We start from the raw sequence: 18,673 nt of genomic DNA, 5'->3' as shown, positions 1-18,673 counted from the left end.
ATTCTCCTCAGAATCAGAAATTTTTATCCTCAATTTCTCGCAATCCTCGCTACGGACGCTATTCTCGGACAGCCTCCCAGGCTGGCCTCTATTTTCATAGCCATTGATTAAATTTTTAAATCAATTCAGTTGACGGAGCCTTAATTCTTGATTATTTTCCAGAAAAGGATATAGACTGTAATTACACAGGGCTGTCAGGAATCTTCTGACTTCAGGGATATGGCCCAGACAGGGCAGCCGTTATAAACACTCGCAGGCATCAATCAACACTTAGCTGTCCTTTATCATAATAAGTCAAACACTTTCTGATCTTCCTGCAAAGACAACGGCCACTTACCTTTCAATTTAACATTCGCACACTACTGGTTATGCATCTTACCGAACTGAAGAAAAAGTCTGTTCCTGAACTTCTGGCGATAGCGAATGAAATGGGTCTCGAAAACCTTGCCCGTTCCAGGAAGCAGGATGTAATTTTCACCATACTCAAACGCCATGCACGCAGTGGTGAAGATATCTATGGTGATGGTGTTCTGGAAATTCTCCAGGATGGTTTTGGTTTTCTCCGTTCCGCTGATAGTTCTTATCTGGCGGGACCCGACGATATTTATGTTTCCCCAAGTCAGATTCGCCGATTTAATCTGAGAACGGGCGATACGATTTCCGGAAAAATTCGTCCACCCAAGGAGGGAGAAAGATATTTTGCCCTCCTTAAGGTGAATGAAATCAATTTTGACCAACCAGAAAATGCCCGCAATAAAATCCTGTTTGAAAACCTTACGCCATTGTTTCCTCAGGACCGTCTCACTATGGAGATGGGAAATGGTGCAACAGAGGATTTAACTGCTCGAATTATCGACCTGGTAGCCCCTATTGGCAAAGGTCAGCGTGGCCTGATTGTATCTCCTCCTAAAGCGGGTAAAACACTGATGCTGCAGAATATTGCGGCAAACATCACCCGTAATAATCCGGAGTGCTACCTGATTGTTCTGCTGATTGATGAGCGTCCGGAAGAAGTAACAGAAATGTCCCGGTCTGTGCGTGGCGAAGTTGTCGCCTCTACCTTTGATGAGCCTCCTTCACGTCATGTACAGGTTGCCGAGATGGTGCTGGAAAAAGCCAAGCGTCTGGTAGAGCACAAGAAAGATGTTGTTATTCTGCTGGATTCCATTACCCGTTTGGCCCGTGCTTACAACACCGTAATTCCCTCCTCCGGCAAGGTTCTTACTGGTGGTGTTGATGCTCATGCCCTTGAGCGTCCGAAGCGTTTCTTTGGTGCTGCCCGCAACATTGAAGAGGGTGGCAGCCTGACCATTCTGGCAACCGCACTGGTTGATACGGGCTCCAAAATGGATGAGGTTATCTTTGAGGAATTCAAGGGTACCGGTAATATGGAACTCCACCTTGACCGTCGGGCGGCCGAAAAGCGGGTCTTCCCTGCCATTGGTATCAACAAATCAGGCACTCGCCGTGAAGATCTGCTGACCACAGAAGAAGAGCTTCAGCGTATGTGGATTCTTCGTAAAATCCTGCACCCAATGGATGAAATTCAGGCCATTGAATTCCTGCTGGATCGGATGAAGCACACCAAGACGAATGAAGAGTTCTTCCAGTCCATGAAACGGAAGTAATTTTTATTCCCATAGGAAGGGCTGTGAGAAGGATGTCGTTTGATCACTATCACAGTCTCTGCCGGGGGATAAGATAAGGACAAAAGCGCCTGCAAGCCTGTTTCTACCAATGAACCACCTCGCAACAATATATCAGGCTTTGATCATCCTATTTCGGCACGCTCATTTTTCGGGGCGGGAATAGCGTAAATGGAAAGCTTCTGTAATTCGATCCTCATCATCAGACAGCAATAACCTCTTTATCATCTGTTTCAACTGAATTAGTTTTCGCTATTCAGGAGAAAACTGCCAGAGCCTGAAAAAGTCAGAGCCAAAGAAGAAATATTCATGAAATACAAGGATCTCCGGGATTTCATTGATCAGCTGGAAAAACAGGGGGAACTCAAGCGAATCACGTTTGAAGTTGACCCGGTTCTGGAAATGACTGAAATCTGTGATCGAACCTTGAAAAAAGGTGGTCCCGCCCTATTGTTTGAAAATCCCAAAGGCTTCGATATGCCAGTGTTGGGGAACCTGTTTGGCACGCAGAAGCGGGTTGCCCTGGGTATGGGGCAGAAGGATATCGGTGCACTGAGAGATCTGGGTGAGCTGTTGGCATACCTGAAAGAGCCGGATCCCCCAAAAGGCTTGAGAGATGCCATTGAAAAGCTTCCTCTGTTCAGGCAGGTGCTGAACATGGGGCCAAAGGTGGTTAAATCGGCACCTTGTCAGGAAGTAGTACTGCAAGGTGATGATATTGATTTAACCCGGCTGCCAATTCAGACCTGCTGGCCAGGGGATGCTGCACCATTGATTACCTGGCCCCTGGTGATTACCCGTGGTCCGGAAAAAGAGCGCCATAACCTGGGCATATATCGTCAGCAGCTGCTTGGCAGGAATAAAGTAATCATGCGCTGGCTGTCCCATCGAGGGGGGGCACTTGATTTCAGAGACTGGCAGAAAAAATATCCGGACACCCCTTTTCCGGTATCGGTGGCTTTAGGCGCTGATCCCGCGACCATTCTTGGTGCTGTTACACCGGTCCCTGACTCATTATCAGAATATGCTTTTGCCGGTTTGTTAAGGGGCAGAAAAACCGAGTTAACCAACAGTCGCTCGAATGATCTGCAGGTTCCTGCCAGTGCCGAGATTGTCCTTGAAGGTTTTATCTATCCCGGAGAGATGGCGGATGAGGGCCCATACGGCGATCATACCGGCTATTACAACGAGGTTGAGTCATTCCCGGTATTTACCGTTGAATGTGTGACACACCGACGTAACCCCATTTATCACAGCACCTATACAGGGCGTCCACCGGATGAACCGGCAATACTGGGATTGGCTTTTAACGAAATATTTGTCCCCATTCTCAAGAAGCAATTTCCTGAAATTGTTGATTTTTATTTACCGCCAGAGGGTTGCTCTTATCGACTGGCAGTCGTTACCATGCGCAAAGAGTATCCGGGGCATGCCAAGCGGGTTATGCTGGGTGTCTGGTCATTCCTGCGACAGTTTATGTACACCAAGTTTGTGATCGTGACGGATGATGATATCAATGCCAGGGACTGGAATGATGTGATATGGGCGATGACTACCCGTATGGATCCGAAAAGAGACTCAGTCTTCATTGACAACACACCCATTGATTACCTGGATTTTGCTTCTCCCGTTGCCGGGCTGGGATCAAAGGTTGGCTTTGATGCCACCAACAAGTGGGACGGCGAAACCCGTCGGGAGTGGGGAACAGCCATTTCGATGACAGATGCCATTAAGCACCGGGTTGATGATATTTGGGATCAACTTGGCATTGATAAGTAACACTTATGTATCATGTAGCTTCAGGAAGTCCGGGGTTCCTGAAGTTTTGAGCTTTAGAGGTCGCGGTATTCGTGCAGATCAACCCAGTTTCCACTCAGTCTTGCCAGGTTATAAATCTTCAGTTGCTATCGGAAGGTATTTACCGCGTCATCCTCAAGCCTCATCAGGGCTATTTCCCGGACTATCGAGCTGGGCAGTACCTTGAGATTCTCCTGGCAGGTGGCGAAGCCTGCGCGTTCTCAATAGCCAGTCCCCCGGTTCCCGGGCAAAAGGAGCTGGAATTACATATTCAAAAGTTACCTTCCAGCGCTAATTCCATTGAGCTATTCAATGAGCTTGAGCAGGGGAGCATTTCAATCCGAATGCCAAAAGGTCAGTGTTTTCTTGCAAGCGTTCCGGATAAACCGCTGGTGTTTATCGCTGCAGGTACTGGATTTGCCCAGATGAAAAGCATGATTGAGTTCTCACTGAACAAGCCCGGGCATAAAGATATCTACCTATACTGGGGGGCTCGTTCGCCAGAAGGGTTCTATATGCCTAATCTTCCCATTCACTGGGCTTCATCTCGGTTTCACTACCATCCTGTGGTAAGTGATGTTCTTGAGGAAGATGGCTGGAAGGGGCGCCAGGGGCTTTTGTTTGAGGCGGTTATAGACGACAAAAAATTTATAACTGGCAGTGAAATCTTTATCAGTGGATCTCCGCAGATGGTTTATGCAACTTTTGATGCGCTGGTAGCGGAAAATTTCCAGGCTGAGAATATTCATTCTGATGTCTTTGCATATGCGCCGAGATCTTGATAAGGCTTAATAACATCGATAGTGGATAATTCACATGGCTTAATAAAAACGACAGTATTTTTTATTTGATTACTGTCGTTTTTATTAAGCCGTGGAAAAAGCCCGTCCCTTGTCTATATTCAAATCGAGTATAATCAATGCAAGGTACGGTATTCAGCATGCAACCATCACCCTCAAAAACAGATCAGGCAGGATTAAAAAATAGTCGGGTCCGGCAGAAAAACATTCAAATTATTCTTCAGGCCGCAGAAGATGAGTTTGTCGCCAGCGGATTTAAGGGAGCATCCATTCGTGATATTGCCCATCGAGCTGGCTTGCCAAAAGCTAATGTGCACTACTATTTCAATAGTAAGGTTGAGCTATACGGTGCTGTGCTCAATCACATTATGGAGCTATGGCAGGCTGTTTTCAGTGGCCTTAATTCAGATGATGATCCTGAAACGGCACTAAGGCAATTTATCAGGGCCAAAATGAAATATGTGCTGGCTCACTCAAATGCATCCCGTATATTCAGTAGTGAAATACTGCATGGGGGGCAGCATATTAAAGAGCATTTGCAGCCTTTTAATGATTGGATTCAGGAAAAATCCGAGGTTATTATCGGTTGGATTGCTCAGGGTAAGATGAGGCCGGTTGATCCTGTTCATCTGTTATTTACCATCTGGGCAACGACTCAATACTACGTAGACTATGGTCCACAGGTTGCTTCTGTTCTGGGTAAAGAGGACCTTGATGCCGAGGATGTGGAAGCTTATACAGAAAGTGTCTGCCAGATGATACTGGGTGGCTGTGGAATCAATAACTAAAACGAACAAATTCTGCAGGTTACCCTGCAGAAACCACTTCAACCTTATCCACTTTCTGGAAGCCCCTGGGAAGCTTGTTGCCACGTCTTCCCCGCTCGCCACGGTAATGCTCAAGGTCGGTGGCTTTTAAAGTAACATGGCGTTTGCCAGCAAAGAGTGTCAGAGCATCACCGTCATTGATGATGGCAAGCTGAGTCATGAGCTCACTTCTCTCGGTTGCACGGGCAGACGCAATATTAATAATTTTATTGCCTTTCCCCCTGCCAAGCTTGGGAAGGTCCTGTAATGGGAATACTAACATTCGCCCTTCATTGGTGATGGCGGCCAGCATTGGGTTGTTGCCACTTACGGGTATTGGTGTCAGTACATGGGCATTTTTGGGTAGCGTCAGCAGGGTTTTTCCAGCCTTATTTTTACTGACCATATCGGAAAATTGAGTAATAAAGCCATAACCCGCATCACTGGCCAGCAGATAACAATCACTGGCGTCACCAACACACAAACCTTCAAAGGTTGCGCCGGAGGGAGGGTTGACTCGTCCGGTTAATGGCTCACCCTGGCCTCTTGCCGAAGGAAGCGTATGGGTCAGAACGGAGTAGGCTCGCCCAGTAGAATCGATAAAAACTGAAGTCTGATTGCTTCGTCCTTTTGCAGATAAACGATAACCGTCGCCAGATTTATAATTAAGCGTCAATGGATCAACATCATGGCCTTTGGCGCAGCGTACCCAGCCTTTATTTGACAATACCACGGTAACAGACTCAGAGATCATCAGATCTGATTGTGATAATGCCTGGGCTTCAGATCTTACGACAATGGGAGAACGACGATCGTCGCCAAAACTTTTAGCACCCGCTTTGAGCTCTTTTTTTATAAGCGTCTTAAGACGCCTTTCTGATCCCAGGGTCAGCTCAAGTGAATTGCGTTCATGCTCCAGGTCGTCCTGCTCTGCACGAATCTTTAGTTCTTCGAGTTTGGCCAGATGTCGCAATTTGAGGTCAAGGATGGCTTCGGCCTGAATGTCAGAAAGCTCAAAGCGCTCCATAAGAATAGCTTTGGGTTTATCTTCTGTACGGATAATTTCTATAATTTCATCAATATTCAAAAAGGCGATCATCAAACCTTCAAGAATATGAAGTCTGCTGAGCACTTTATCCAGCCGGTGTTGTAAACGACGACGTACCGTTTCACTTCGCCAGGTAAGCCACTCGCCCAGCATTTTGTCGAGGGCCTTAACCTGAGGGCGTCCATCAACACCGATCATGTTCATATTAACCCGGTAGGTTTTTTCCAGGTCAGTGGTGGCAAACAGGTGGTTCATCAGACTGTTGATATCTACCCGGTTGGACTTGGGAACGATAACCAGACGAGTCGGATTCTCATGGTCGGATTCATCCCGCAGGTCAGCGACCATTGGCAGCTTTTTGGCCTGCATTTGCGCTGCGATTTGCTCCAGAACTTTCGCTCCGGATGCCTGGTGTGGCAGTGCCGTCACCACAATATCACCACTTTCCTGTTGGTAAACAGCGCGCATTCTTAAAGAGCCCCTGCCTGACTCATACATTTTTATCAGGTCTGATCGAGGGGTAATCAGCTCAGCTTCCGTTGGAAAATCAGGCCCCTGAATATGCTCACAAAGTTCGACAACGTCTGCCTTGGGGTTCTCCAGCAGGTGAATACAGGCGTTGGCTACTTCACGAAGGTTGTGCGGTGGAATGTCGGTTGCCATACCAACAGCAATACCGGTGGTCCCATTCAGAAGGAGGTTTGGTAAACGGGCTGGCAGTATGGATGGCTCCTCCAGTGTTCCGTCAAAGTTTGGCACCCAGTCCACCGTTCCCTGGCCGAGCTCTCCCAGTAATGAGTCAGCATATTTAGCCAGACGGGACTCGGTATAACGCATGGCGGCAAAGGATTTGGGGTCATCGGGCGAGCCCCAGTTTCCCTGACCATCGACCAGTGGGTAGCGATAGGAAAAAGGTTGTGCCATCAATACCATGGCTTCGTAACAGGCGCTGTCACCATGGGGATGAAACTTACCGAGTACATCACCCACGGTACGGGCAGACTTCTTGAACTTGGCGGTATTTTTCAAGCCAAGCTCACTCATTGCATAGATAATGCGTCTTTGGACAGGTTTGAGGCCATCCCCTATATGAGGCAGTGCACGATCCAGGATGACGTACATGGAGTAATTAAGGTACGCGTTCTCGGTATACGCTCTCAGGGACTGACGCTCAACTCCATCGTCGCCAATAATGATCTGCTCCGCCATGCTTAAACCTGTTTCAGGACTCTGATAATAAATCCGTCATGATAGCAAGTATCTTTCTTGTTCTAAAAGTTATGGTGTTATCACAATAAGATTTTTTAACCACATTTGCAGAAATCAAAGCGACTCGATAAAAGCTATGAGGGCGTTACGCTCGCCGATATTCATCTTTAACACATTGCCCCGGGATTGTTTTGCTTCTCCGCCATGCCAGAGGATAGCTTCCATTAAGCTTCTGGCACGACCATCATGCAGGAAGCCCGTTCTTCGATCCAAAAGCTGGGTATGGCCAATACCCCAGAGCGCTGGTGTTCGCCATTCTGTCCCTGTGGCCAGAAACTCCGGACGTCCATCAGCAAGCCCCTCCCCCATATCATGAAGAAGAAAATCACTGTAAGGCCAGATCAGTTGATTAGCCTGCTCCTGCTCAATAACCGTCATGGCGGTTTCCGATTGAACATCCATGGACGCCGTTCGGAAGCTGGGTTGATGACAGCCCGCACAACCCGCTTCATTAAATAATTTCTTGCCCTTCAACACCTCTGGCTTTTTGGCATTGGTTCGAACAGGAACACCGACATTACGGCTGTAAAATACCACTTTATCCAGAACAAAGTCAGACACATCCGGCGCCACACCGCTGGAGGCCGCCAGACAATCCTTTTGCCATTCAGTGCAGGATTCATCCGGCAACAGGCTGGTGGTAAGCCCCATATCCCCATTAAATGCCGCAGCTGACTGCTGTCGCAGGGTTGGAACCCCTGCTTTCCAACCGAATCGGCCAATGGATGTTCTTTGCTTCTGGATATCCCAGACCCGGTTGGCTCTGCCTGAAATACCATCACCATCTTGATCTTCAGGATCTTCATTAGCCAGCAGACTTTTCTCGGAAATGGCTTCCAGCAGGCCGATGCCAATCATTGATGGCGTAATCCGCATGGATATCATGGTGTTTTCTGCCATAGGACCATAGCCAAGGTTTTCCATGGTGAATGTGGGTTTTCGAAGCTCAATCTGATGACCATCCGCAAAGGCTACCTTGAAATACTCAAAGGTAACCCTGACCCTCCCTTCAGGCTTCACACCTTCAAGGGCATTAACCTGAAGCTGTCCACCATAGGTAGGCTCAGGAATCACCCCTGATTTTTTCAAGCGTTTCTTCTGCTCATCGGTAATTGCGGGGATACTGAGCCGAACCAGAACCGATGCATCGGTAACCTCACCATCTTCTGGTGCATGCCCTCTTCGATCATGAATATGGCAACCGCTGCAGCTAGCGGTATGAAACAGAGGCCCTAACCCATCCGAAGCCAGATCATCCCCAGACTCCGGTTGCCAGGCCTGGCGGAACAGCGCATTGCCTTTATGAAAGTTTAAACGATTAAATACCGGCATATTGGCTGAAGGCTTGGCAATGGTATTAAACCCTGTAACCCAAACAGAAGCCGTACCACCGGGCATATCTTCCCCCGGCTGGAAATTTTCATAAGCAGGCCGCTTCTTATATTCTTCGGAAAAATCACAGCCAACCAGCAAAAACAGCAGACTTAAGGCGATGAAAAAGAGGTTATTAGTCATGATCATCCTTGAAATCAATCCTTCATAACAGTTTCTGCCAAGGAAGGCAGTAGCACGATGAGCGTGCTTTAAATAGAGACTTTCTTCATGTGTTATTTTTGTTTATTAGTAATGCTGGTAATCGGCAAAAGTCCGACAATAATCAATTGCCCGGGCAGGGCAATTTACTGATTGGGATATGTAAATGAGTCGTCAGTGCAGAGAGTCAGAGATTATGGCACTGAAGACACCGCAAACCATGACAACAAGACCAATGCCCACACCTGAGGTGAATGAGGACCATAAGGAAGCCTGTTCAACCGTATAATAATAAGTCGCCCCAGCCATCAGCCAAGCCCGCCAGAATCCCAGAGAGGCCATGGCCGTGAGCCTGAAACCGGTTGAAATCATCGTTCTCATCGTCTGTTTCCCCTGGCTGCGTTTGTCATAGTGCGTTTGTCATAGATAGTGCAGAAACCATCTTATGCCGCCAATACACAAAGGGGCATCAGGGTTTTACGAAGTGCAATCCGTGCATCTCTCTTTTCAGATATTTTTCAGCTTCCCAGTGGCTTGGCGACGTTTCGTTGTGAGCCAGTAACCCCGGGCCAACAGAGCCTGAAGCCATGTTGGATTTATAGTTTTTCACCTGAGGCTAACTTGGGCTGTTTGCCAGATAGCCCCATGGCGTACTTCATAACCTGATTGATCGCGGGTGACAGCTTGCCAGCCAGAGTCAGGCCGAGATTTCGCAGAAGCTGTAGCGGTTTACTCTGATTACTGAAGGTATGGTAAAAAGCATCCATGGTGTTCATCATCAAGGCATTATCGCTTCGTCTTGCCTGTTCATACCGGGCAAGAACCTCCGGGCTGCCGGGGTTTTCTCCGGCCCTTAAGGCATCAACCAGAATTTCAATCAGCCAGGCGGCATCCTGCAAGCCCAGGTTTACACCCTGTCCTGCCAGAGGGTTTATTGTGTGGGCTGCATCGCCGGCAAGAACGACACCCTGGCGGAAATACTCAGTAACATGGCGCCGGGCAATGGGGAATGCACCACGCTCGTGGAGCTGAATAACGCCAGGTAGCTCAGCAGGGAATGTGGATTCCAGCGCTTCAATGAAGGCCTCTTTGGAGAGTGCCAGCAGTTCCCGAACTTTCTCCGGATGGTTATACCAGACAATAGATCCGTAACTTCTGCCGTTAATATCCGGCAGTGGCAAAAAGGCCTCAGGGCCTGTCGGGGTAAAGGCCTGCCAGGTAACGTCCTGACAACCGCCGGCAATTTCAACCGTTGCCACCAGGCATTGCTGCTCATAGTCCCGTTGTTCCATGGCCAGCCCGGCAGCCTGGCGAACCCGTGAGTTAGCACCGTCTGCTCCCACTAAAAGATCACCGGAAAAGCGACGACCATCGGACAACTCAATCACAGGAGAAGTCGAAGCAGTATGAATTTTTTGGATGTTGACCGGACAGAAAAAAGAGACAGATGGGTAGGATTTGATGGCTTCTAGCAGACCTGACTGAGTCACCCGGTTTTCAACGATAAAACCCAGCTGTGAATGGTTAATCTGTTTGGCGTCAAACAAAACCCGGTTTGCTCTTGAATCTATCTCTTTGCCAAAAGGGGAATGCAGTTTTTCCCAGACCGCCATACGACGGTACGGCGTCATACGCATGGACTGCATATGTGGCCATGCACCCAGTTGGCGAAGAATCGCCTCCGATGCAGTGCTCAGAGCAGATACTCGCAGTTCGGGCAGAGCATCGGCTGATAATGGCGATGGCTCAGCGTGGTCGAATACGGCAACCTTTATTCCCTGTTGGCCGAGGCCACAGGCAATCGTGGCACCCACCATACCTCCACCGACAATAAGTACATCGTAGTGTTGCTGGTCATCACTTTGTCCGGAAGCGTCTGTTCTTTTCATAAGCAAGCATTTTAAGTAAGCGTCATAAACCCGTGCAGCAGCGCACACCATCTATCCGGTTATTCCCGATCAGGAGCTTTTCACCGGGAATGGAATTAGTCAAATGAAGTGTCTCGGACAGCCTCTCAGGGGCGTCCTTCGGGGAGAAGACGCTATTGGCTGAGAAGGGATTATTGCGAGAGGACGTTAGGTAGTCTGTTGATGGCCTTCACTCATCGGTCTGGCCATCATTAAACTCTTTGGTATTTCTCTCAGAGATTTTTTTCTTTTTACGCCGGTCTTTTTTGCGGGCTTTACGCATGTCCAGAGATTTATCCTCCCCCTTTCTTGAACCTGAGCGGTCAATGTAAGACTTGTGGTCCGCAGAGGAAGCGTCGGCGCTGCTATCATTTTTACCCGGACTGTCACCATTGCCCTGGCCGTAGTCAAGATGGGGAGAGGATGATGAATCAATTCTGTAACCGGAACTCACAATCTGGCCTCCTTGCTCAATGAGTTCCTTTAAGTTTATACAACGAAATAGCGTAATTCTGTTCCTGTATGACTAATGATTGAATCTGCTACGGCCCTATGAGAGATAGAGGCCTGATTTTCAACCATAACAGCGTCAATAATCTTACCTGTTGCCTTGGCCAGGCTGGATAGGCGGAGATTAATCAGGGCGGCCTCTACGGCGGTCATTCCCGGGTTGAAGGCTACGTTTTCAGCATATCTACCAGAAATTATATCTCCATTATCTATAAGAAGAGCGACGCCTGAGTGACAGCCGGAATAAGGCGCATAACTCCGGCGGGCCGCTTCTGTTGCTGCATTGACCAGCTTATCAGCAGGGTCCGGGCTCTCGAAGGAGAGCAGCGACGGGCTCATCAGCCGAGTGCTTTGTTTCAGGTCTCCGGGGCCAAAGGCGTCTGGCAGCAGGGTTGAGATGCTATAGTGCCGCTGTTGATCACTATCGAGCTGACTGACCAGAATATCCACCTGGTTGATCCCATTGAGTTCGTTCATGAACTGTCGGCAGTGCCCGCAGGGGGCTTCATTGACCATCAGACGGCGCAGTCGGGTTTCTCCCTGGTGCCATGCATTGCAGATAGCTGCCTGCTCGGCGTGAATGGTCATTTTCAGAGGCTGACCGGTTATTTCAAGGTTTGCACCCAGATAGACAGGCCCTTGTCCTTCCGGGCGAAAGCCTTCAACAATCGCCCCTACGGAAAAATTTGAGATCGGGCAGGTGCTCATGGCGGCAGCGAGAGGAAGCAGTGCTTTGAGAAGATGCTCCGATGGCAGCTCCATTAAGCCCTGAAGCTCATTCACTTGTTCTGGCTCAAGGCGGCCCTGCTGGTGAATCAACTGTTGCAGGATATCCGCAGCATTAGCCGGGAACTGAGCCAGTTGATCCTGAAAAGCCCTGTGATTCATAGTGTTACTCCGGTGACAGGATTCAAGGCTGCTTATGTACTACGGAAAAGAGGTAATTTCCATTGCTCTTTTTCAATGGCTGAAAGTCAGTACATACAGGGCTCGAAGAGATATAGATTTGACAGTTCACCCACCAGTCACAAAAACGTTATCGCACTTTAGCTAAAGTTAATCGAGGATTGATTAAAAAAGGATTTGATTATGACCTTCGGCACCAACAGACTAAATACTCCTGGAAATGCCCCGACAACCCCCCCTGAGGTTGAAGGTGAATTTCCGGGGAAATCCGGCAAAATCGGCAAAGAGGGCAGTTGGAATGGGACGAAAATAAATGAGACCTCCAGTCAACAGTATGTTCCAAGAGTTGGTGGGGCGGTTCAAAGTAGTAAAAGCGACTGGACAATTACCAAAGCAATCTCAGGGATCGCCAGCAGCATCAATAACAGGATGTGCGGTCAGTCCGCCAGAGCGGCAGACATCTCCAGGGCATTGAAGGAAAATAATGTCCAGGATTTTACCAGGCATCTTAAGGATATGAGGGATGAAGTGAAAGCACATAATAAACGATGTGTGAAAAATAATCGGGAATCAGAACTAAAATTGTTTCAGGAACCTGTACAGAAACTTTCAGTGAACAATAAACCCCTGCTTTTTGCCCTGGCAGAATCCGGCAGTCCTGAGATGATTGCCGCGCTGTGTACCGCCGATAAAGTTGCTCCCAGAAGTTTCTATGCGGTCCCGGTATTTCAGGATGCTGCCATGGGCAACTATATCAAAGACACTCTCCACAAGGGCGAGTTAAATGAGGCAGGCTGGTGGTGTCATTCAGGTACACCCGTTCATTATGCGTTAAGCACCGGCAACTATGAGGCGGCAAAAGCCTTTTTGAAACACGGCGGCAGCCTCATTGGTTGCGAAGATATCCTGAGCAAGATACCCCGGGATGTCAGGGATCAATTAGGGGAGGCTCTTTTGGATCAACAGAGCGAGCTTAAGCAACAATTTAAGGGTATGGAAAAGGTTATAAACAGTATGGAGATCGAGCAAGAAATGGCAAAAACGGGCGATGTTATTGTTTATACTACGGAAGCGGATTTAAAACGTATGGGGTTCGAGAAAAAAGTGCCAGAAATGGACGATGTGATTATTCAGGATCCTGAAACGGTCTTCAGCCAAGACAGACTTGACCTTACCAAACTCGGAGCATCGGCTGCACAAATTGATGAGGACCTTCAACTGCTAAAGTCTCTGGCTGAATGACAGACGTTAGGTTTAGGTTTAGTGTCTTAAGCCCCTTCCAGGGAGGTCTTCCCCTCCCCAACCTTCTTGCTTTTCTCCCCCCACACCCGCAGAGTTTTCCCGGTGCAGGTTGGTTCACTTGCAGGGCGGCACGTGACCAAAGATAATGCATTTCCTTCAGGTTGCCGTCTCACAGACTTGCTGTATTAATGGGGAACAACGCTTATTGCGTCTTCAATGGCGGTTGGAGAAACTTAATCACCCTGTTGATTGTCAAAAAAGTGAGTAAACCATTTTTGTGGAAACATCTTGTGAAAACAGCCGTGAATAAAAAGGGAAAGCCAATCGTTATTTTCGATTCCGGTGTCGGCGGCCTCAGTATCTATCAGGAAATAAAGCAGGCTTTACCTTATGCTCCGGTGGTTTACTGTTCTGATATCCAGGGGTTTCCCTATGGCCCAAAGCCCGAGCAGGAAGTGATTGAGCGTACCAGCCTCTGCCTGAATGCATTAGCTGAACAGTTTGATCCCTCGCTTGCCGTCATTGCCTGTAATACTGCCAGTACCATCTCACTGCCCAGGGTACGCGAAGAGCTGGATTTCCCCGTTGTTGGCGTGGTGCCAGCCGTCAAGACAGCCAGTGAGTACTCGAAAAAACGATGCATCGGGCTTCTGGCGACACCTGGCACGATTGCCCGCAGCTATACCGATCAGCTGATTGATGATTTTGCCGGAGACTGTCAGGTGATTCGAGTGGGTTCCAGCGAATTGGTGCAGATGGCTGAACAGTACCTTCGGGGTGAGCCGGTTTCAGAGCGCGATCTGCACCGGATTCTTGGCCCTTTTTTTGCCGAAGAACAGGTTCCGGATGTGGTCGTCCTTGGCTGTACCCACTTCCCTTTGCTGAGAACAGCGTTGCAGCAGGTATCTGCCGGCATTCACTGGATCGACTCAGGCTCTGCCATTGCCCGCAGGGTTGTCAGCCTGTTGGACCCGGCCGGGTTTGATGCAGAGTCAGTATCACAGAATCTCTTTATGCACACAGGGTTGGATGATCAGGTAAGTGCTCTGGTTCCAGCGTTGGAGAACATGGGATTTGTTGCTGTGAGAAATTTACCGGTTGGGTCAAAGATGATGGCGCCACCGTCACAGGTTGACTGTGGCGAGAACGTTGACAGTTACTCAAAAATGCGAGCTTCATAAAAAGTGACGTCTGAAATACTGAGCTAAGCCATGGACTGCTCAGGGGATTCGCTGAATCATTGATAATCCAGCCACAGGTTTCACATTGAACGGCAGTTAAGAACTCCCTCTGCTTTTTGTTGTCCAATCTGGCAATTACTCAACCACCCATACAGGTACAAATATGGATGGCATCAGAGGTAGTGTCAGCGATCAGTCGTTTAAATGCAGTATCTGTCAGGGAGACGATGGCGGCACCACAAACGAATTTGCTGCCAGGTTGCAAGTCAAAACATCTTGTCAGTACGGATGCCAGCTTCACCTTGGTTGTGTTCCCCAACAGACGGATCAGCAGCAGCTCAAACTGGATCAACGCCGTTGTTCCGAATGTCAAAAGCTTCCCGTGCTGCCATTGTTCTGCGGATCCAAATCGGTACAAGAGTACGCCTGTCGCTCTGGAAATTGGCGAGCACTCGCACAGATTCTTAAGATTAATATCGACCGTGGTGTCAACATACACTTGGATAGTCTGTTGTTTATCGCTGTGAAGGAAGGGAATAGCAAATGCCTGGAACTCTTGTGCATGGAGGGCGCGAATGTCAACGCCATCACAAACAATGGATCCACCCCTTTACACATGGCCGCCTTTTATGGTGACACCGAGTCCCTTGAGGTGCTGCTCTCTATGGGAGCGAATGTCAGTGCCCTCGAAGAAGATGGTTTCACCCCTTTACATTGGGCTGCCACAAATGGTAACCCCGGTCACACTGATTGCCTGAAAGTGCTGATTGTTACCCCCGGGGTGGATGTCAATGCCAAAGATGTCAATGGTCGCACCCCTTTACACTGGGCCGCCTCAAAGGGTAACACCGATAGCCTGAAATTGCTGCTCACCACCCGGGGGATAGATATCAACGTTACCTGTAACCTCGGCCTCACTCCTTTGCATCACTCAGTCAACCGAGACAGGATCGGTTGCGTGGAAGAGCTGCTCTCTATGGGAGCGAATGTCAATGCCACCGACACTAATGGCCTCACACCGCTGGACTTCGCCAGGACGCACCCTGCGTGCGCAGAACGCCTGATTGCCAAAGGGGCAAAAACGGGGCTGGAGCTGAAAGCACTGGAGGAAGAGGCAAGAAGGGCGCAGGAATGCCGTCTTCTGTGAGGAAGAAAAATCGGGCATGGAGTAACCAGAAATGTATAACGCTATCCTGCCTTGCAAAGTCTCATGTGTGATCTGCTTCCTGCCTCGGGCTGGCAGGAATCTTCCAGAGTAATGCAGTACCGCCTTTTAAAAAGCCAGCAATGGGAAACATGCCATCGTTACAGTAGATCAATAAATGATCACCATCGGGGCTAAATTTGGCCGATTTAACGGGATGATCCAGTTTTATCTGCTCTTTTTTTGACCATTTGCCATCATCACCAATACCCCAGAGTTGCACAAGGCCATTTATCTGCTCTTTTTCTGTCCAACATTTGCGATCGAGTTGCACAAGGCCAGTAATATCATCCCAGAGTTGCACAAGGCCAGGCTGGTGTTTGTCCTTCTTGTTCATTTTGTTGCCATAGGTCAGAAAATGGTTTTCCAATTCATTAAAACTGGCGTCCCTGATGAAGTCGGCATCAGAGTTCGTCACCGCCAGTTTCATCCACTGGCCATTATCGTTGCGCCCCAGGATACAGGCGGTGTCGTCCAGGCTAACGGTATAGGCAAGACGCCCTGAAGGGGAAAACCGAGCATCCATAATACTGTTACGATGTTGAACCACCAATTGTTCCTGCCATTTGCCCTGGCTGCCGAGAGCCTGAATTTTTACCGTCCGGTCACGACTGCGGGTCAGCACACAGTCCTCCTGAGCGTTGAAGGCAGCATAGTCAATCCCCCCCTGATGACATATCCTCGCTTTCTCAACCAGATCACCGTCCTCGTCATGCCCCCAAATGCAGGCGAAATTTGTTTCATTGCCATAGCTCAGAAGAAGATTCTCTGAGGGGCTGAAGATGGCTTTGTGACTGCCACTGTGGTTAATGGTCTGACCATTAACCCGCCGATGATCACTACTGTTGTAGTCCCAGAGTTTAAAGGAGCCAATACCGGAGTTGGCCAATAATTTACGCCCGGAGGCGCTGAATTTGGCCTCTGCACACCTGTGAATTTTAGTTTTTCCTACCCAGGGATTGTCGTTAGCGTCACAGTTGGCGTCATAACCTGAAATAATAAATGTATTGTCTATATCACGGGTCAGCGCAAGGTGCCCAGAGGCATTGAAGGAGGCTTCGCAAACAGGATTGGCGCAAGGCTGGTTGTCTTCATTCATGCTCCATTCAGGATGAGAGATCTCCCCGATCTGCGACCAATTGCCATCGACATCACAACCCAGAAAGATGGCCTGGCCACCCTCGGTGAAGATCACGGCATGCTGCTCATCATGACTCAGCTGAACACCTCCAATCTGCCCATTGCACTCAATGACCTTTTTCTCCTCCAGGCAGTGACTCTCATCACTACAACTCCAGATGGTCGCCGTTGTGCCCTGGTAAGTCAGTAAATAATGGTTCGTGGCCTGGAAGGGCGCTTGCTGTGTCACCGTTTGCTGACAGTGACTGATCTCTTTAGCCTGGGTTAGCGGAGTCCAACAGCCGTTGCTATCCTCGCGCAATACGTTGATTTCGCCGGTCTGTGGATCGTAGGACATCATTTTGTCCTGCAAGGGGCTGAAGTCTGCCTTCACCCTCGGATCGTTTTCATTAGTGGTGGTGTGCTCAAGCACCACCGCCTCCTGCCAACGGCCATCCTTGTTCAGCGTACTCATCGTGAGCTTGCCATCGTAGCTGATGCTCAGAAGCGTATTTTCCGACTGGTTAAGCTGGTAACGAAAGATCACATCAGAACTCTTAACCTTCCCTTTCGGCAACCAGTTGCCATCCGCACCTTGTCGCCAGATGCTCAGACTATAATCGTTCTCATCGTCGCGACCATTGACAATCAGGTTCTTACTCGTTGGGCTGAAGCTGACATCGCGAATATAACAACCGAAGCTGGTCGCCAGTTTAAGTTCCAGATAATTGGCCTGGCATTGGATAATTTCAGCCTTGATTGGGGCAATAATGTCCGGTTGCCTGTTATTGGGGGCAATATTCTGTAACTGTTGATCATTAACTGACACGGCATCGTTTGCAGCAGTGCCGGAAGCTTCTGCTGTTAACGCTTTCTGGAAGATAGATTCGGTGTCTGAGTCGTATGTTGATGATTCGGTGTCTGAGATGTCTGTCGATGATTCGGTGTCTGAGATGTCAGTCGATGATTCGGTATCTGAGTCGGCAGTTGATGGCCTTTTCAGTGATGTCAGTGTATTGCCACTATTTGCAGAAACGTCATCAGCTGGCACCAAAGCCTTACCTGCCGATTCAGGCTCGGTGTGACTATCGTAAGGTATATTGCGTTGTTCATACTGTTGCGATGCATCGGACAAACCAGCGCCTGACGACTGCGGCATCATGGAAATGTTCAGTCCGGTAATTTCCAGCTTACGCTTACCGATAGCGGTGATGATCGTCAATTCGGGTGGTGAATCCAGTCTCAACCGTTCAAGCGATTTGAACTGATCCGGTCCAGAGATTTTTGAGACCTGTTTGTTATAGGCAGTCACTGATATATTCAGCGCTTTCAGATCGTTAAATAACTGCCGTTCATTGGTTTCTATTCTGCTTGCGGCTGCACTGCTTTGCGCAATTGGTTGCATGATAACTCCGGTCAAATTGACACAGGGACGGAATTTATACGGGCATGGTTCAGTAGTATCCCAAGGTTGTTGGAACCATCACCTATTACCTGTCTGATCATTTATTTTGTTCCTGAGCATTAAGAGCTGGCAATTTGACAAAAGTTCCTGCTCCAAGGTTTTATTAGTTCAGGGTCACAAAGCCACTGGAGAAATGATGACCTGGTGCAGAAAAGCGCTAAGACCCATACAACGCACAACCTCGTTCCCATGCGTTGCGATAAATTGGTCTAAAAATTCCTGCTTCTTCGTCAAATAGTC

At 48.7% G+C, this 18,673-nt stretch carries 14 protein-coding genes; 8 read left to right on the top strand and 6 right to left on the bottom strand.

Going from position 1 to position 18,673, the window contains the following annotated elements; genetic code table 11:
- The first annotated feature begins 368 nt into the window (after positions 1-368).
- The 4 genes from rho (at position 369) to KDK15_RS13870 (ending at position 5,031) form a co-directional block, all read left to right on the top strand.
- A complete protein-coding gene (gene rho / locus KDK15_RS13885; protein ID WP_101745328.1) occupies positions 369-1,628 on the top strand; it encodes a transcription termination factor Rho in 1,260 nt (419 codons plus the stop codon).
- 327 nt (positions 1,629-1,955) lie between these two features.
- Positions 1,956-3,425, top strand: a complete 1,470-nt coding sequence (gene ubiD, locus KDK15_RS13880; RefSeq protein WP_257295984.1) for a 4-hydroxy-3-polyprenylbenzoate decarboxylase — start codon at positions 1,956-1,958, stop codon at positions 3,423-3,425.
- Between the two features lie 71 nt (positions 3,426-3,496).
- On the top strand, positions 3,497-4,225 hold the full coding sequence (locus KDK15_RS21535) for a hypothetical protein (RefSeq protein WP_257295983.1): 729 nt from the start codon (positions 3,497-3,499) through the stop codon (positions 4,223-4,225).
- Between the two features lie 158 nt (positions 4,226-4,383).
- Positions 4,384-5,031 carry a TetR/AcrR family transcriptional regulator gene (locus KDK15_RS13870; RefSeq protein WP_257295982.1) on the top strand — a complete coding sequence of 216 codons (648 nt, stop codon included), beginning with the start codon at positions 4,384-4,386 and terminating at the stop codon, positions 5,029-5,031.
- A gap of 19 nt (positions 5,032-5,050) precedes the next feature.
- Here the strand turns inward: KDK15_RS13870 and parC are convergent, their stop codons facing one another.
- Both parC and KDK15_RS13860 read right to left on the bottom strand, forming a co-directional pair.
- Positions 5,051-7,306, bottom strand: coding sequence for a DNA topoisomerase IV subunit A (gene parC, locus KDK15_RS13865; RefSeq protein ID WP_257295981.1), 2,256 nt, complete (start codon positions 7,304-7,306; stop codon positions 5,051-5,053).
- Positions 7,307-7,420: 114 nt separating this feature from the next.
- The gene (locus KDK15_RS13860; RefSeq protein ID WP_257295980.1) at positions 7,421-8,881 is read right to left on the bottom strand and encodes a di-heme oxidoredictase family protein; all 1,461 of its coding nucleotides are present in this window, start codon (positions 8,879-8,881) and stop codon (positions 7,421-7,423) included.
- A gap of 184 nt (positions 8,882-9,065) precedes the next feature.
- Between KDK15_RS13860 and KDK15_RS13855 the strand changes: the two genes are divergently transcribed.
- Positions 9,066-9,188: a hypothetical protein gene (locus tag KDK15_RS13855; protein WP_257295979.1), complete on the top strand. Its 123-nt coding sequence runs from the start codon at positions 9,066-9,068 to the stop codon at positions 9,186-9,188.
- A gap of 307 nt (positions 9,189-9,495) precedes the next feature.
- Here KDK15_RS13855 and KDK15_RS13850 read toward each other — a convergent pair whose 3' ends face one another.
- The 3 genes from KDK15_RS13850 to cdd form a co-directional block, all read right to left on the bottom strand.
- The gene (locus KDK15_RS13850; RefSeq protein ID WP_257295978.1) at positions 9,496-10,788 is read right to left on the bottom strand and encodes an FAD-dependent monooxygenase; all 1,293 of its coding nucleotides are present in this window, start codon (positions 10,786-10,788) and stop codon (positions 9,496-9,498) included.
- A 208-nt stretch (positions 10,789-10,996) separates the two neighbouring features.
- Entirely contained in the window at positions 10,997-11,260 is a 264-nt protein-coding gene (locus KDK15_RS13845) for a hypothetical protein (protein ID WP_257295977.1), read from the bottom strand.
- Between the two features lie 35 nt (positions 11,261-11,295).
- Complete coding sequence (gene cdd / locus KDK15_RS13840; RefSeq protein ID WP_257295976.1) at positions 11,296-12,204, bottom strand: cytidine deaminase; 909 nt, start codon at positions 12,202-12,204, stop codon at positions 11,296-11,298.
- Between the two features lie 201 nt (positions 12,205-12,405).
- Here cdd and KDK15_RS13835 point away from each other — a divergent pair, with 201 nt between their 5' ends.
- The 3 genes from KDK15_RS13835 to KDK15_RS13825 all read left to right on the top strand — a co-directional run bounded on the left by KDK15_RS13835 (position 12,406) and on the right by KDK15_RS13825 (position 15,792).
- Positions 12,406-13,464 carry an ankyrin repeat domain-containing protein gene (locus KDK15_RS13835; protein WP_257295975.1) on the top strand — a complete coding sequence of 353 codons (1,059 nt, stop codon included), beginning with the start codon at positions 12,406-12,408 and terminating at the stop codon, positions 13,462-13,464.
- A gap of 290 nt (positions 13,465-13,754) precedes the next feature.
- On the top strand, positions 13,755-14,645 hold the full coding sequence (murI, locus tag KDK15_RS13830) for a glutamate racemase (protein ID WP_257295974.1): 891 nt from the start codon (positions 13,755-13,757) through the stop codon (positions 14,643-14,645).
- 163 nt (positions 14,646-14,808) lie between these two features.
- A complete protein-coding gene (locus KDK15_RS13825; RefSeq protein WP_257295973.1) occupies positions 14,809-15,792 on the top strand; it encodes an ankyrin repeat domain-containing protein in 984 nt (327 codons plus the stop codon).
- A 61-nt stretch (positions 15,793-15,853) separates the two neighbouring features.
- Here KDK15_RS13825 and KDK15_RS13820 read toward each other — a convergent pair whose 3' ends face one another.
- Complete coding sequence (locus KDK15_RS13820) at positions 15,854-18,373, bottom strand: WD40 repeat domain-containing protein (RefSeq protein WP_257295972.1); 2,520 nt, start codon at positions 18,371-18,373, stop codon at positions 15,854-15,856.
- Positions 18,374-18,673: the final 300 nt, after the last annotated feature.

Source organism: Endozoicomonas sp. YOMI1 (assembly GCF_024606345.1).
Taxonomy (GTDB): domain Bacteria; phylum Pseudomonadota; class Gammaproteobacteria; order Pseudomonadales; family Endozoicomonadaceae; genus Endozoicomonas.
Note: the sequence above shows the minus strand (reverse complement) of the source record. Positions and strands in the feature narration are given on the sequence as shown.

What these genes read in the sequence shown, in the direction of transcription:
- ubiD (WP_257295984.1), top strand. Translation starts at nt 1,956, where the DNA reads ATGAAATACAAGGATCTCCGGGATTTCATTGATCAGCTGGAAAAACAG.
- KDK15_RS13825 (WP_257295973.1), top strand. Translation starts at nt 14,809, where the DNA reads ATGGATGGCATCAGAGGTAGTGTCAGCGATCAGTCGTTTAAATGCAGT.
- KDK15_RS13850 (WP_257295978.1), bottom strand. Translation starts at nt 10,788, where the DNA reads ATGAAAAGAACAGACGCTTCCGGACAAAGTGATGACCAGCAACACTAC.
- cdd (WP_257295976.1), bottom strand. Translation starts at nt 12,204, where the DNA reads ATGAATCACAGGGCTTTTCAGGATCAACTGGCTCAGTTCCCGGCTAAT.
- KDK15_RS13835 (WP_257295975.1), top strand. Translation starts at nt 12,406, where the DNA reads ATGACCTTCGGCACCAACAGACTAAATACTCCTGGAAATGCCCCGACA.
- KDK15_RS13820 (WP_257295972.1), bottom strand. Translation starts at nt 18,373, where the DNA reads ATGCAACCAATTGCGCAAAGCAGTGCAGCCGCAAGCAGAATAGAAACC.
- KDK15_RS13855 (WP_257295979.1), top strand. Translation starts at nt 9,066, where the DNA reads ATGAGTCGTCAGTGCAGAGAGTCAGAGATTATGGCACTGAAGACACCG.
- KDK15_RS13870 (WP_257295982.1), top strand. Translation starts at nt 4,384, where the DNA reads ATGCAACCATCACCCTCAAAAACAGATCAGGCAGGATTAAAAAATAGT.
- KDK15_RS13860 (WP_257295980.1), bottom strand. Translation starts at nt 8,881, where the DNA reads ATGACTAATAACCTCTTTTTCATCGCCTTAAGTCTGCTGTTTTTGCTG.
- rho (WP_101745328.1), top strand. Translation starts at nt 369, where the DNA reads ATGCATCTTACCGAACTGAAGAAAAAGTCTGTTCCTGAACTTCTGGCG.
- parC (WP_257295981.1), bottom strand. Translation starts at nt 7,306, where the DNA reads ATGGCGGAGCAGATCATTATTGGCGACGATGGAGTTGAGCGTCAGTCC.